The sequence below is a fragment of the Nocardia coffeae genome, assembly GCF_019890715.1.
GTDB classification, from domain to species: Bacteria; Actinomycetota; Actinomycetes; order Mycobacteriales; family Mycobacteriaceae; genus Nocardia; species Nocardia jiangxiensis.
Map to the genome: position 1 here is coordinate 519,288 of NZ_JAINZY010000002.1, position 13,421 is coordinate 532,708.

At 67.6% G+C, this 13,421-nt stretch carries 14 protein-coding genes; 11 read left to right on the forward strand and 3 right to left on the reverse strand.

Translation table 11 applies throughout. The annotated features are described in order from the left end of the window. The first annotated feature begins 57 nt into the window (after nucleotides 1–57). From K7711_RS11570 to K7711_RS11620, 11 genes are all read left to right on the forward strand, one after another. Nucleotides 58–507 (forward strand): Zn-ribbon domain-containing OB-fold protein, encoded by a 450-nt coding sequence (locus K7711_RS11570; RefSeq protein WP_222968258.1) that lies wholly within the window; start codon nucleotides 58–60, stop codon nucleotides 505–507. Next, nucleotides 507–1,592 (forward strand): phosphotransferase family protein, encoded by a 1,086-nt coding sequence (locus K7711_RS11575; RefSeq protein WP_222968260.1) that lies wholly within the window; start codon nucleotides 507–509, stop codon nucleotides 1,590–1,592. Before K7711_RS11570 ends, K7711_RS11575 begins: the two co-directional genes overlap by 1 nt. Before the next feature lie 50 nt (nucleotides 1,593–1,642). Then, the gene (locus tag K7711_RS11580) at nucleotides 1,643–2,893 is read left to right on the forward strand and encodes an acyl-CoA dehydrogenase family protein (RefSeq protein WP_222968262.1); all 1,251 of its coding nucleotides are present in this window, start codon (nucleotides 1,643–1,645) and stop codon (nucleotides 2,891–2,893) included. 171 nt (nucleotides 2,894–3,064) lie between these two features. Next, on the forward strand, nucleotides 3,065–3,508 hold the full coding sequence (locus K7711_RS11585) for a Zn-ribbon domain-containing OB-fold protein (RefSeq protein ID WP_222968264.1): 444 nt from the start codon (nucleotides 3,065–3,067) through the stop codon (nucleotides 3,506–3,508). Beyond that, complete coding sequence (locus tag K7711_RS11590; protein ID WP_222968266.1) at nucleotides 3,508–4,659, forward strand: thiolase family protein; 1,152 nt, start codon at nucleotides 3,508–3,510, stop codon at nucleotides 4,657–4,659. The genes K7711_RS11585 and K7711_RS11590 overlap by 1 nt, the downstream gene beginning before the upstream one ends. A 20-nt stretch (nucleotides 4,660–4,679) precedes the next feature. Then, complete coding sequence (locus tag K7711_RS11595; protein WP_222968275.1) at nucleotides 4,680–5,975, forward strand: acyl-CoA dehydrogenase family protein; 1,296 nt, start codon at nucleotides 4,680–4,682, stop codon at nucleotides 5,973–5,975. A gap of 28 nt (nucleotides 5,976–6,003) precedes the next feature. Beyond that, a complete protein-coding gene (locus tag K7711_RS11600) occupies nucleotides 6,004–6,291 on the forward strand; it encodes a hypothetical protein (protein ID WP_222968277.1) in 288 nt (95 codons plus the stop codon). A 9-nt stretch (nucleotides 6,292–6,300) separates the two neighbouring features. After that, nucleotides 6,301–7,812 (forward strand): class I adenylate-forming enzyme family protein, encoded by a 1,512-nt coding sequence (locus K7711_RS11605; RefSeq protein ID WP_222968279.1) that lies wholly within the window; start codon nucleotides 6,301–6,303, stop codon nucleotides 7,810–7,812. Next, complete coding sequence (locus K7711_RS11610) at nucleotides 7,809–8,912, forward strand: acyl-CoA dehydrogenase family protein (RefSeq protein ID WP_222968281.1); 1,104 nt, start codon at nucleotides 7,809–7,811, stop codon at nucleotides 8,910–8,912. The genes K7711_RS11605 and K7711_RS11610 overlap by 4 nt, the downstream gene beginning before the upstream one ends. 12 nt (nucleotides 8,913–8,924) lie before the next feature. Then, a complete protein-coding gene (locus K7711_RS11615) occupies nucleotides 8,925–9,875 on the forward strand; it encodes a zinc-binding dehydrogenase (protein ID WP_222968284.1) in 951 nt (316 codons plus the stop codon). A 79-nt stretch (nucleotides 9,876–9,954) separates the two neighbouring features. Next, nucleotides 9,955–10,449, forward strand: a complete 495-nt coding sequence (locus tag K7711_RS11620; protein ID WP_222969309.1) for a CoA transferase — start codon at nucleotides 9,955–9,957, stop codon at nucleotides 10,447–10,449. On the opposite strand, the gene K7711_RS11625 is transcribed toward K7711_RS11620, so the two are convergent. Genes K7711_RS11625 through K7711_RS11635 form a run of 3 tightly spaced genes read right to left on the reverse strand, consistent with a single transcriptional unit; the run spans nucleotide 10,380 to nucleotide 13,272 of the window. Further along, entirely contained in the window at nucleotides 10,380–11,651 is a 1,272-nt protein-coding gene (locus tag K7711_RS11625) for a cytochrome P450 (RefSeq protein WP_222968292.1), read from the reverse strand. The genes K7711_RS11620 and K7711_RS11625 overlap by 70 nt on opposite strands. 14 nt (nucleotides 11,652–11,665) lie before the next feature. Then, nucleotides 11,666–13,057, reverse strand: a complete 1,392-nt coding sequence (locus tag K7711_RS11630) for an NAD(P)/FAD-dependent oxidoreductase (protein ID WP_308014642.1) — start codon at nucleotides 13,055–13,057, stop codon at nucleotides 11,666–11,668. Continuing rightward, the gene (locus K7711_RS11635; RefSeq protein ID WP_222968294.1) at nucleotides 13,054–13,272 is read right to left on the reverse strand and encodes a ferredoxin; all 219 of its coding nucleotides are present in this window, start codon (nucleotides 13,270–13,272) and stop codon (nucleotides 13,054–13,056) included. The genes K7711_RS11630 and K7711_RS11635 overlap by 4 nt, the downstream gene beginning before the upstream one ends. Nucleotides 13,273–13,421 lie beyond the last annotated feature (149 nt).

Genomic DNA, 13,421 nt, shown 5'->3' on the forward strand with positions numbered 1-13,421 from the left:
GAGGCGGCAGCGGAGCGTTACCACGCAGGCCCCCCGGTCATGCCCGATGGGCACGGCATGAGCGGGTCAGGGCCGGAGGCGGCAAACGCGCGCTTGGCCCCGGTCGTCACCGATCCCGCGTCAGGCGGCTTCTTCGCCGCTGCCGCGCAGGGCCGGTTGACGGTCCTGACCTGTTCGGACTGCGGCGGGCGCACCCACCTGCCGCGGCCGTTCTGCGTGCACTGCGGAGGTGACACGTTGCAGTGGCAGGACATTCCCCGGCGCGGCCGGGTCCGGTCCTGGACCATCGTGGAACACCAGGTCCACCCATGGTTTCCGGTGCCGTACACGGTCGTGCTGATCGATGTCGACCACTGCCCGGAGGTCCGGATGATCGGATATCTGCCCGGCCGCGCCGAGGTATCCGAAAAAACATGTGTCGTAGCGGATTTCGAGGATCTGGGCGCCGATCCGAAGGGCAATTCCGTCGTCCTGCCCCGCTGGAGTATCGAGGAGGCCGAGCACTGATGCACGCCGAGCAGAACATCCGGGCCGAACTCGCCCCCGTACGGCCCGGGGAGGAACTGGACTGGGCGGCCTTGGACGCCTATCTGCGCCGGAACCTGCCCGAGCTCAGCGGCGAGTTGACCGTGCTGCAATTCCCCAGGGGTTCGGCCAATCTCACCTATCGGGTGTCGATCGGTGACACGCCGCTGGTGGTACGCCGTCCGCCGTTCGGCCAACTGGCCCCCGGAGCACACGACATGGGCAGGGAGTACAAGGTGCTCTCGCGACTGCACCGGCAGTACGCGCGGGCGCCTCGCGCCCTGCTGCACTGTGCCGACCCGTCGGTGATCGGCGCGGAATTCATGGTCAGCGAATACCGTTCGGGCATCGTGGTGTGGGACCAGATCCCGGACTCGATGCGCGAATTCGCCGACACCGGGGTGCGAATCGGATTCGCGGTCGTCGACGCGCTCGCCGATCTGCACGAGATCGACCCCGCCGCAGTCGATCTGAACGATCTGGGCCGCCCGGACGGCTACCTGGAGCGGCAACTGCGTGGCTGGCGAACCCGGTGGGAGGCCGTGGCAGCGGAGGCGACCGACGAGGCGACCGCGGGCGCGGTGCGGACCCTGGGGGAGCGTCTGGCGGCGAGCGCGCCGCGCAGTCAGCGCAGCGGCATCGTGCACAACGACTACAAGGTCGACAACTGCCAGTTCGCGCTCGGTGATCCGGACCGTGTGGTGTCGGTATTCGATTGGGACATGGCCACGCTCGGTGACACCCTGGTCGATCTCGGGACGCTGCTGAACTATTGGCCGGACTCCACGGTCGCCCCGGACTCCGATGCCGCGTTCACCGCCGTCCCCGGCATGTCGGCGCTACAGCTTTCTTCCCGCGCGGAGATCGTCGAACGATATGCCCTGCGCAGCACGCTGGATCTGACCGATATCGGGTGGTACGAGGCATTCGGATGCTGGAAGACCGCGGTGATCCTGCAGCAGTTGTACGCGCGGTTCGTCCGGGGGCAGACCCCGGATGCCCGGATGGGCGAGCGCGGGGCCGCGGTCGGCCCGCTGGCCCGGCGAGCTCTGGAACTGCTGTCGTGAGCGGCCGCACCGAGTCGAGGAACCACACGATGGCGGAAGGAAGGTGTCCGATGAGTGAGGCGGCCCTGCGGGAGTTCCGTGCGCAGGCACGAGAATGGTTGCACGCCAACAGCACTCCGCTCCCGCGCACCGACTCGGCGGAGGCCGCGTGGGGGACCGGCTCGGACGACGTCTCGGTATTCCACAACCTGTCGCACGATGACGAGCGCGCTCTGCTCGACCGGCTCCGGCAGTGGCAGCGCCGCAAATTCGAGGCGGGCTACGGTGCGCTCGAGTGGCCCGAGGAATTCGGCGGCCGAGGGCTTCCACCGGAATTCGAGGAGGCCTTCGCCGAGGAGGAACGGGCGTTCGACACCGGCGGTATGCACGAATTGCTCTCGGTCACAGTGCGATTGATCGCGCCCACGATCCGGCTGCTCGGCACTGCGGAACAGCGGCAGCGGTTCATCGGCCCACTGTTGAGCGGTGCGGAATTGGCGTGTCAGCTGTTCTCCGAGCCGGGCGCGGGCTCGGATCTCGCCGCCCTGGGAACCCGCGCGGTCCGCGACGGTGATGCCTGGATCGTCAACGGGCAGAAGGTGTGGACCTCCGGCGCCCAATTCGCGCAGTGGGGTGAGCTGATCGCGCGCACCGATCCCGATGTGCCGAAACATCAAGGGATGACCGCCTTCCTGGTGCCCCTGGAGCTGCCCGGCATCCGGGTGCGCCCGCTGCGCCAGATGTCCGGCGGCACCAGCTTCAACGAGGTCTTCTTCGACGACGTGCGCATCCCCGACAGTCTGCGCCTCGGCGAGGTGGGCCACGGATGGCAGGCCGCGCTGACCACCCTGGGCTTCGAACGCGGCGCGAGCTCGGCCAACACCGGGGTCGGAGGCAGTTGTGCGCAGGCGATGGCGCTGGCCCGGCACACCGGGGCGGATCGTGATCCGCTGCTGCGCCGGAAACTGGCCGAGGTGATCATCGCGGATCGGCTCGCGGACATCGCCCGCGCTCGCGACGAACAGGCCCAGCGCAACGGCGAACCCCTGGGTGCGCTCGGCTCGATCCGCAAGATGCAATGGGTGCGCCGGATGAGTGGGATCTCCGAATTCGTCACCGCCGCACTGGGACCGCGGCTGGTCGTGGATTCCGGCGAATGGGGCACCTACGCCTGGGGTCAGCATGTGCTGGGTGCTCCCGGATACCGCATCGCGGGCGGATCGGACGAGATCCAGCGCAACATCATCGCCGAGCGCTGGCTCGGTCTGCCGCCCGAGCCGCGAGCCGATCGCGGTACCGCCTGGCGCGACCTGCCGCGCTAGCCGTACCTGGCCCGAATGGCTGTTGCCAAAATTCATCATGAGGAATAGGCTGAGCTTGACCGGAGAGATTTCTCGGTCCGTCATCCCATTCGGATGTCCGCACAGTGCGCCCCCTTCCCGCGGTCCGCGCCCATGTGCCGAAAACCATTCACAGACAAGGAGATGACTGCGATGCCGAATCGTCTGGTCGACCTGTCCCTCTTCGCGGACGGGGCCGATCCCGACACCGGCGCCGGAGCCGTTCTGCGGGGCAGCCGGTGCGGGGACTGCGCGACGGTGACGTTCCCGTTCCAGAACTCCTGCCCTCGCTGCGCCGGGCTGTCCATGTCCGCGCACGAGTTGCCGCGCGAAGGCGATCTGTGGGCCTTCACGGTCCAGGGTTTCGAACCCAAGCCGCCCTACCGCTCGAACGGCTCGTTCACTCCGTACGGCGTCGGATATGTAGATCTGGGTGAGGTGATCGTCGAATCGATCCTGACCGAGAACGATCCGGACGTGCTGGAGCAGGTGACCCGAGTCGGATTGTGTTTGCGCCCGGCGTATACCGACGCGGACGGCGCCACCGTGCTGACCTTCGCCTTCGCCCCGATCGAGACCGAAAGTGAGGACAACTGATGACCTCGGACGACGTGGTGATCGTCGGCATCGGCATCCATCCCTTCGGCCGTACCCCGGGGGTGAGCGGTCGCGCGCAGGGAGCGCATGCGGTCCGGCTGGCCCTCGCGGATGCCGGAGTGGACTGGCCCGATGTTCAATTCGCTTACGGCGGAAGCTATTCCGCCGGAGACGCGGACAGCCTGGTCTCGGATCTGGGGATGACGGGTCTGCCGTTCATCAACGTCTCGAACGGCTGCGGCACCGGCGGCTCGGCGCTGACCAGTGCGCGCCATGCGATCCGATCGGGCGCCTACGACCTCGGCGTGGTGGTCGGCTTCGACAAGCATCCACCCGGGGCGTTCAACGAGGACCCCGCCAATCTGGGCCTGGGCGATTGGTACGGCGAGACCGGAATGATGGTGACGACGCAGTTCTTCGCCATGAAGATCCAGCGCTACATGCGGATGCACGGAATCGAGCGGGCAACCCTCGCGCAGGTGGCCGCCAAGGCGTTCGCGAACGGGTCGCTCAATCCGAATGCCTGGCGGCGCAAGGCATTGACGGCCGAGGCGATAGCCGGCGCGCCGATGATCAGCTATCCGCTGACCCAGTACATGTTCTGCTCACCCGGCGAAGGCGCAGTGGCCCTGGTCCTGGCGCGCGCCGACCACGCCGCGCGCTTCCCGCGTCCGCCGATCCATTTGCGCGCGTGTGAATTCCGCTCCCGGCGGTTCGGCTCGTTCGAGGTCTACAGTCCGTGGACCGCCCCCGAGGTCGTGGCCGGTCCCACGGTGGAGGCGGCCGCGGCGGCGTTCGAGAGTGCGGGCATCGGCCCGCGGGATATCGATCTGGCTCAGATCCAGGACACCGAATCCGGCGCGGAGATCATGCATATGGCCGAGACCGGTCTGTGTGAACACGGCGAGCAGGAATCGCTGATCCGATCCGGAGCCACAGCGATCGGCGGGCGGTTGCCGATCAACACCGACGGCGGGGTGCTCGCGAACGGCGAGCCCATCGGGGCCACGGGACTGCGGCAGGTCTACGAGAACGTCCTCCAGTTACGCGGCGCCGCTGGAGAACGACAGGTTCCCGGCTCGCCGCGCACCGCGTTCACGCATGTCTACGGTGCCCCGGGCATCAGCGCATGCACCGTGCTCAGTCGCTGAGCCGAAAGGATGACCAACTCATGACCTGGGGATTCGAACCCGACAACGACTATCGCGCCGACCTGGAATGGGTCGATCGATTCGTCACCGACGAAGTCGAGCCCATCGACCGTGTCGTCGCTCACGCCTGGGACGTCGCCGATCCCCTGCGCAATGCGCTGATCAAGCCGCTGCAGCAGCAGGTGCGTGAACGCAAGCTGTGGGCCTGCCATCTCGGGCCCGAACTCGGCGGTCCCGGGTTCGGGCAGCTCAAGCTCGCGCTGCTCAACGAGAAGCTCGGCCGCACCCACAGCGGACCGGTGGTATTCGGTTGTCAGGCACCGGATTCGGGCAATGCGGAGATCCTCGCGCATTACGGCACGCCGGAATTGAAGCGACGCTATCTCGAACCGCTGCTGGAGAACGAGATCGTCTCCGCGTATTCGATGACCGAACCCCAGGGTGGTTCGGATCCGACGGCCTTCCTCACCCGCGCCGAACTCGATGGGGACGAGTGGGTCATCAACGGCGAGAAGTGGTTCTCCTCGCACGCGAGCTTCGCCTCCTTCCTGATCGTCATGGCGGTGACCGATCCCGAAGCGGACCGGCATCACCGCGCCTCGATGTTCGTCGTCCCGGCGGACACTCCCGGAATCGAGATCATCCGGGACGTGGAGGTCTGCGGTCACGAAAACCTCGGCGGCACACACGCTTACATCCGGTACACCGATGTGCGCATTCCGCGGGACCACTTGCTCGGCGAACGCGGCCAGGGCTTCGCGGTGGCCCAGACCCGCCTGGGCGGCGGCCGGATCCACCATGCGATGCGCACGGTCGGCCTGGTTCAGCAGTCGCTGGACATGATGCTCGAGCGGGCGGTCTCCCGGTCCAGTCGCGGCGGCACGCTCGCCGATCACCAGCTCGTGCAGGAGATGATCGCGGACTCGTGGATCCAGCTGCAGCAGTTCCGCCTGCTGGTCCTGCAGACCGCGTGGAAGATCGACAAATACAACGACTACCGCAAGGTCCTCATCGATATCTCCGCGGTCAAGGCCGCCATGCCGAAGGTGCTGCTCGACGTGGCGGGCCGCGCCATCCAGCTGCACGGATCGCTGGGAATCTCGACCGAGATGCCGTTCGGCAGCTGGGTGATGGAGAGCTATCACATGGGGCTGGCCGACGGCGCCACCGAGCTGCACAAGATTCAGGTCGCCAAGCAGCTGCTGCGGCGCGTCGAGCCGGCGACGGGGTTGTTCCCGAGCGGGCACCTGCCCGCTCGCCGGGACCGGGCCCGGGACAAGTTCCGCGACGTCCTCGAGGATCTCGAGCTCGCCTGACCCGACACATTTTTCGAGGAGAAGACAGATGAAACCTGGCACCAGGCTGTACAGCACCGTATGTGACACCGTCGTCGTCGTCGTGCGGCCCGTGGGCGATCTCGTCCCGGACTGCGGGGGAGCGCCGATGACCGAGGCGGCCGGCTCCGCGACCGGAGGCGGGCAACCCGGCGCGGGCACGCAGGTCGGCAAACGATACGAGGACACGGACAGCGGTCTCGAGGTCCTGTGCGTCAAGGCGGGGGCCGGGACGTTGTCGGTCGCCGGGCGACAGCTCACCATCAAGGCCGCCAAAGCGCTGCCCTCTTCGGACTGAGGAGATTCCGTGAATCTAGCCATGCTGCTCGAGATGGCCACGGAGTCCGGACCCGACCGGATCGCCGTCGGCGCCGGGTCCCACGGTCTGACCTATCGCCAGTTGCTGCACCGTTCGCGTGCCCTGGCGGCGCGGTGGCGGGAATCGGGCCATGCGAACATCGCCGTGCTGGACCTGAACACCCCCGCTGTTCCGGTCCTGTTGTTCGGGGCGGCGTTGGCCGGAATTCCCTTCGTGCCGTTGAACTATCGTCTCACCGACGCGCAACTGAACGAGGCCGTGGACCGACTGGCCCCGGTCACCGTCGTCGCCGGATCTTCTGCCGCGCAACGCATCACGCCGCGGGCGGGCGTCGAGGTTCGGTACACAAATGATGTTCTGACCGACGCGCTTTCCCCGGCGGGGGAGGACGAGTTGCCGTTCGTCGATCCCGACGACCCCGCGGTATTGCTGTTCACCAGCGGCACGACCGGTGTCCCCAAGGCCGCCGTGCTCCGGCATCGTCACCTGACCAACTACATCATCGGCACGGTGGAGTTCTGGAACGCCGGTGAGGACGAGGCGATTCTCGTCTCGGTGCCGAACTATCACATCGCCGGCATCAGTTCGGTGCTCAGCTCGGTCTATTCGGGGCGCAGGATGGTGCAGCTGCCCGCGTTCTCCCCGGAGGCATGGGTGGAACTCGCTGCGGCGCAACGCATCACCCAGGCGATGGTCGTGCCGACCATGCTGGGCCGGATTCTCGACGTGCTGGAGGCCACGGGTGCGACGGTGCCGGCCCTGCGAACGCTGTCCTACGGCGGCGGCCGGATGCCGCGCCAGACGGTGGAACGCGCGATGCGGCTGCTTCCGGCGGTCGATTTCGTCAATGCCTACGGTCTGACCGAGACCAGTTCGACCATCGCCGTGCTCGGGCCGCAGGATCACCGCGAGGCGCTCGCAGGTGAAACGCCGGAGGTACGCGCGCGGCTCGGTTCGGTCGGCCGTCCGGTGCCCACGATCGAGGTGGAGATCCGCGATGCGGACGGTGCGCCCGTGCCGCACGGGCAGCCCGGGGAGGTGTTCGTTCGCGGCGAGCAGGTCGCGGGGGAGTACACCTCGCACAGTGCTCTCGACCGCGAGGGCTGGTATCCGACCCGCGATCGGGGGTGGCTCGACGCGGAGGGTTATCTGTTCCTGGACGGTCGCGCCGACGATGTCATCGTGCGGGGCGGGGAGAACATCTCGCCGGGCGAGATCGAGGATGTGCTCGCCGAGCACCCGGCCGTGGCCGAGGCCGCGGTGGTCGGTGTCGGCGATCGGGAGTGGGGTGAGCGCGTCGAAGCGGTCGTCGTCGCCGCACCCGGCGCCGTCGTCGATGAACCGGCGTTGCAGGACTGGGTCAGGGAGCGCTTGCGGTCCACCCGGGTCCCGGCCCGGATCCACGAATGGACCGAACTGCCGTTCAACGAGACCGGAAAACTGTTGCGCCGCAAGCTACGTGACGAACTGAACGCCTCCGCACAGGAGATGAGCCGATGATCCTGCGACAGGACGCGGATCTGGACACCTTGCGCACGGTGGTTCGAGAGTTCCTGCGCGAGGACGACATCGCCGCAGGCACGTCGGGGCAACCGCGATGGAATCCGGCGCGGTGGCGGCGCGCGTGTACCGAACTGGGCCTGGCAGGTGTCGCGGAGCCCGACGAATTCGGCGGTGCCGGAATCGGATCGGCCGGATTGGCGATCGTGCTCGAGGAGGCGGGCCGTGTGCTCTCGCCGCTGCCGATCCTCGGTTCGGTGGTCCTGGCCCAGGGGCTTCTGGCCCGAGCCGGCGATGAGGCGGCGCGCGCCGATATGCTGCCCGCCCTGCTCGATGGTTCCCGCACCGCGACCGTCGCGCTCGGAGCGCTTCGCACCGACGGGGCCACGACGCAGGCGCTGGACGCCACGATGCGGGCGGGGACCTGGACGATCAGCGGCTTCACCTCGTTCGTGCTCGACGGGGACACCGCCGCTTGGGCTTTCGTGCGTGCCGACACCGGGGACGGGCCCCAGCTGTTCGCCGTCGACACCGACGCCCCCGGCGTCTCGGTACAGGTCCAGGACTCGATGGACCTCACCCGCACCTTCGCCCGCCTCGACTTCACGGACGCGCCCGCGCGTCCCATCGCGGGTCCGGGGACCGCGGACACGGTTCTCGCGGACCTGCGAGACCTGCTGGACGTCGCGGTGGCCTGCGAACAGCTGGCCGGAGCCGAGGAGACCCTGCGGATGGCGGTGGAGCACATCAAGGTCCGGGTGCAGTTCGGCCGGACGATCGGCTCGTTCCAAGCGATCAAGCACCGATGCGCGGATCTGGCGATCCTCGTCGACGACGCGCGCTCGGCCCTCGACCACGCCGTCTGGGCGCTGCACACGCGCTCGCCCCGACTGGCCTCGGCCGCGTCGTTGGCGGCCATCGTGTGCGGCCGGGCGTTCGGCGATTGCGCCCGCGAGAACATCCACCTGCACGGCGGGATCGGCTTCACCTGGGAACATCCCGCCCACCTGTATTTCCGTCGTGCCACCAGTGACGCGGCGCTGTTCACGGAGGGCGCGCGGCATCACGATGCCGTGCTCGCCGGAGCAAGCATCGATTAGGAGGTAAAGCCCATGCGCGCATGGCAATTCACCGGCACCGGCGAGCCGCTCGACCTGGCCGAGGTCCCCGAGCCCGTCGCCGAACCGGGTGAGGTCGTCCTGGAGGTCAAGGCCGCGGGACTGTGCCACTCCGATGTCGGGTTGCTCGAGGACCCGGGTTGGCTTTCGCTCCTGGCGAAGCGGCCCATCACCATCGGACACGAGGTCGCCGGTGTCGTCTCCGAGGTCGGCGCGGGCGTCACCGGATGGCAGGTCGGCGACCGCGCGGCGATCTGCCCGCTGACGCTGACCATGCCCGGCTACTATCGCGATGGCGGCTTCGCCGCGAAAGCCACTGCCAGACACGCGGATCTGGTCCGCATCCCGGACGGTGTCTCCTTCGCGCAGGCCGCGGTCGGCACCGATGCCGGGATGACCTCGTATCGGGCCGTCGTCACCGCTGGAAATATCACCGCCGGTACCCGGGTCGGGATCATCGGGCTCGGCGGACTGGGCCAGATCGGCGCCCGCGTGGCGGTCCTGCGCGGCGCGGAAGTATTCGTGGCGGAGGTCAATCCGAAGCTGCGAGCCTTGGCCGAGGAGATCGGCGCCAAGCGATTCGTCGCCGACGTACGGGACCTGGCCGACGAAAAGCTGGACGTCATCATCGATTTCGCGGGCTTCGGCACCACGACGGCCGCCGCGGTGGACATCATCCACCGCGACGGGACCGTGGTCCTGGTCGGCATGGGCAGGCTCGAGGCGACGATCGACACCAAATCCCTCATCACCAATCAATGCCGATTGGTCGGTTCGAACGGTGGTGACATCGCCGATATCGAGAGTGTCTACGCCCTCATCGCCCAGGGAGGTCTCGACCCGATCATCACCGCCATCGAATTCGACGAGATACCGGACGGTCTGGGCAGATTGCACGCCGGTGCCGTGGTCGGACGGCTCGTTGCCCACATAGGCACTGATTGATCCGACGGCGTCGGGTCGGCTCATGGCGCACTGATCGTGTGTGCTGGGCGGGTTGTCTTACCTGTTGGTCTTGTTGGTCATGCCTGAGCGGTCGGGTGAAAATCGAGTTCTGTTGCTGGACAAGAGATTAGCCGAATCTGGACCTGAACTGTGCCGGGCCCGCTCTCGGGCGGGGACGCCGGTCCGGGTGGGCTGCAGCGAACTGATCTGTGGCAAAACGTCTGTGAATGCCCCTTCCGGGCCACATGCCGGGCGCGCGGGACACGACCTGAACTATATGGCCGAGGCCGCGCTCTTGGGCGTGGTGACCGACGCCGAGGGTGCGCCGAGTCTGCCGGTGACCGTCCTGGCGGATATCGCCGCGGGGACCTACCCGGCCGTGGTCAACATCCTGCTGGCGCTGCGGCAGGCCGAGAAGACCGGGGAAGGCGCAGCCCCATTTTCGAAGTCGTGTTCACTTCGGTGGTTGTCGAGTTGCTGGATGTATTCGGTGTTGGGTCCTGCTCAGTCGGTGATGTGGTCGAAGTCGATGAGCAGGTGTCGGGGGCCGCGGAAGATCTGGCTTCGCCGATAGGGTGGCGGGTCGACGACCAGGCGGGGTGCGGCGACGCGGCGTAGGAAGGTTTCCAGCGCCAGGTTGATCTCCAGTCGTGCGAGCGGGCCGCCGAGGCAGGTGTGGATTCCGCTGCCCCAGCCGAAGTGTTCGTTGTCGGGGCGTTGGATGTCGAAGTGGTTCGGGTTGGCGAATCTGTTCGGGTCGCGGTTGGCTGCGGCGTAGACCAGGTGCACCGCAGCGCCTTTCGGGATGATGGTGCCGCCGATATCGATATCGGCGGTGGTGCTGCGGCTGGGAAAGAACTGCACCGCGGCCTGCAGCCGCTGGACCTCTTCGATCGCGCGAGGAAGCAGTTCCGTTCGGCTGCGCAGCTGGTCGTAGGCGCCGGGGTTGCGCAGCAGGGTCATCACGCAGTTGGAAATGGTGTTGACCGTGGAGTCATGACCGGCGACGAGTAGCAGCATCGCATTGGACAACGCCTGTTCGGGAGGCATCGGACCATCGGGGCCGTCGTCGTGAATCAATTCGGACAACAATCCTGGTCCGGGCTCGCGCTGGAGCTGCTCGATCAAGGCGGCCAGATATCGCAGGAGTGCGTCACGGCTCGCGTGGGCCTGCTCGGTGCGGGCTCTGCCCTGCTCGGTGGCCGCATCCGGGCCCAGATCCGTGCCGGTCAACATGTGCTGAATCCAGGCATGGAACCGGGGCTCGTCTGTGAGCGGGATCCCGAGGATTCTGCAGATCACCGTCACCGGCACCGGATAGGCGTAGTCCTCGACCACGTCCAGCCGGGTCTTGCCGGTGGCCTCGATGTGATCGAGCAGCTGGTTGCACAACCGCACGATGTCGGGTTCCTTGCCGGGGATGACATCGGGTGAGTGCGGTGGGCCGAAGTGCCGCATGACCTGTCGGCGTGCCCGATCGTGTCCCGGGGGATCGGACATGATGATGCTGGGTCGGCGGTCATAGACCTGCATGTCCTCGGCGCCGGGTTCCGGGCCGGGTCCCGTCGTCAGGGCTGTGCCCAGGGGGCTGCGGCTGATGTCGGAGCTGATCCGGGGGTCATGGGCCAGTGTCAGCAGTTCCTGGTAGCCGGTCACCACGTACAGGTTGTCGGCTACCCGCGCGACCGGGGTTCGGCGCAACTGGTCGAAGAACGGGTAGGGGTCGGCGCGGTGTTCGTATTTCATCGCTTCCGCCCAGGCGGTTGCTGCAGTCATATCGGCTCCCTTGTTCAGTGGAACTCCGCGCCCCGGGAGGTGGGATCGTGACCGGTCAGCACCACGTCGGGAATCTCGGTCGGTACTCGCGGATCGGGGAAGCGGGCCGGCACAGGAGTGACATCGGGGGCTTGGTCGTAGCCCGGCGATGGCGGCGGGAACGGCGCCGAGCGCTCGATCATCGCCGCGTAGTACGGCAGCCACTTGCCGTGGTTGAACGTCACCGCACCGACGATGCGGCCTCGGCGGCCGTAGGTGGCGGCGAAGCGATAGTCGGCGGGGGAACCCTGGGTGAACGCGATCTCATCGCCGAACGAGCACACTCCTACACCCTTGATGTTCACTCCGAATTGGCCGGACCAGAACGAGGGCAGCGGCAGATGCGGTCGCCGGTCGGTCTCGAGGCTGATCATGTTGTTCGCGGCGACCTGTGCCCCGCACACGGCGTTGTCCCAGTGCTCCATCGAGATGAACTGATACTCATACAGCACGTGTGGCTGACGCGCGACATCTCCGGCCACGAAGATGTTGTCGGTCACCACCCCGTTGACGTCGAACGCCCGGCAACCCGCATCGCACCCGACTCCCCAGAAACCAGCGGCCAGACCGGCGCCCCGCAGCCACTCGACGTTACGGATCGACCCCAACGACGCCACCACCACATCCACATCCAACGTGGTCCCATCGGAGATCCGGGCGCGGCGCACATGCCCGCCGACGTCACCGTCGAGCGCTTCCACCGACACCCCGGTGCGCAAGTCGACCCCGGCCGCGCGCTGCATTCGTGTGGCGATGTCGCCGATCACCCCGCCCAGCGGCCCCACCAGCGGTCCGCCGCCACGCTCGGCGACGGTCACCGGCCCCCCCAGCTCCCGGCACACCGAGGCAATCTCCGAGCCGACGAACCCCGAACCGACCACGAGAACCCGCTTCGGGCCCGCGTGCAACGCTGCTTGCAGCCGGGCCGAGTCATCGCACGTGCGCAGCGTGAACACCCCCGCCAAGGCGCCCTCCGCCGGGTTGAACCAGGGCCGCGCTCGAACGCCGGTGGCGATGAGCAGCCGGTCGTAGGGCACCGTGTCCCCGGTGGCCAGCAAGACCCGCCGATTCACCCGGTCCAATCCGGTCGCGGCCACACCCAGCCGCCAGTCGGCGTCGATCGCCCGCATCCGGGGCAACTTGGTGTGATCGGCGCGAACCCATCCCTCGAGGACCTGCTTGGACAGCGGCGGCCGGTCGTACGGCTCGTGCGGCTCGTCACCGATGAGGGTCAGCCGCCCACGAAAGCCCTTCTCCCGCAAAGTCTCCGCGGCGCGCAACCCGGCCAGCGACGCCCCCACGATCACGATGCGGCCCTCGGCCCGAAAGGTCCTGACCAGGTCCGCGACCAGCGGCGCGGTGCTCACCCCGCCTGCTCCGTCCCGTCGGGGGTGTAGGTCTCCAGCAGGATGGCCTGTACCGGGCACGACGCCGCCGCCCGTAACACCCGCTGGCGCTGCACGTCATCGGGGTTGGGGTCGTATACCAGCGCCTCCTCACCCCGCAGTTCGAGCACATCCGGCGCCAGCGGAACACACTGCGCGTACCCCTGACACCGATTCAGATCAACCACGATGCGCATTCCCTCAGCTCCTCACCCGAACCATGTCCCGATGTAGGCCTCCGCGAAACCACGGCGGGCAAAAAAGCGCCCTGCGCCCGTAAGGGTCGACGTGAACATCGCCGGGGGTCTTGCCATTCGCCAGCCGACAACCACCCGCCACCTTCAGC

Bases quoted from the DNA above. Each gene is read 5' to 3' on its own strand.
- K7711_RS11570 (WP_222968258.1), top strand. From the start codon at position 58: ATGAGCGGGTCAGGGCCGGAGGCGGCAAACGCGCGCTTGGCCCCGGTC.
- K7711_RS11575 (WP_222968260.1), top strand. From the start codon at position 507: ATGCACGCCGAGCAGAACATCCGGGCCGAACTCGCCCCCGTACGGCCC.
- K7711_RS11580 (WP_222968262.1), top strand. From the start codon at position 1,643: ATGAGTGAGGCGGCCCTGCGGGAGTTCCGTGCGCAGGCACGAGAATGG.
- K7711_RS11585 (WP_222968264.1), top strand. From the start codon at position 3,065: ATGCCGAATCGTCTGGTCGACCTGTCCCTCTTCGCGGACGGGGCCGAT.
- K7711_RS11590 (WP_222968266.1), top strand. From the start codon at position 3,508: ATGACCTCGGACGACGTGGTGATCGTCGGCATCGGCATCCATCCCTTC.
- K7711_RS11595 (WP_222968275.1), top strand. From the start codon at position 4,680: ATGACCTGGGGATTCGAACCCGACAACGACTATCGCGCCGACCTGGAA.
- K7711_RS11600 (WP_222968277.1), top strand. From the start codon at position 6,004: ATGAAACCTGGCACCAGGCTGTACAGCACCGTATGTGACACCGTCGTC.
- K7711_RS11610 (WP_222968281.1), top strand. From the start codon at position 7,809: ATGATCCTGCGACAGGACGCGGATCTGGACACCTTGCGCACGGTGGTT.
- K7711_RS11615 (WP_222968284.1), top strand. From the start codon at position 8,925: ATGCGCGCATGGCAATTCACCGGCACCGGCGAGCCGCTCGACCTGGCC.
- K7711_RS11620 (WP_222969309.1), top strand. From the start codon at position 9,955: ATGCCTGAGCGGTCGGGTGAAAATCGAGTTCTGTTGCTGGACAAGAGA.
- K7711_RS11625 (WP_222968292.1), bottom strand. From the start codon at position 11,651: ATGACTGCAGCAACCGCCTGGGCGGAAGCGATGAAATACGAACACCGC.
- K7711_RS11635 (WP_222968294.1), bottom strand. From the start codon at position 13,272: ATGCGCATCGTGGTTGATCTGAATCGGTGTCAGGGGTACGCGCAGTGT.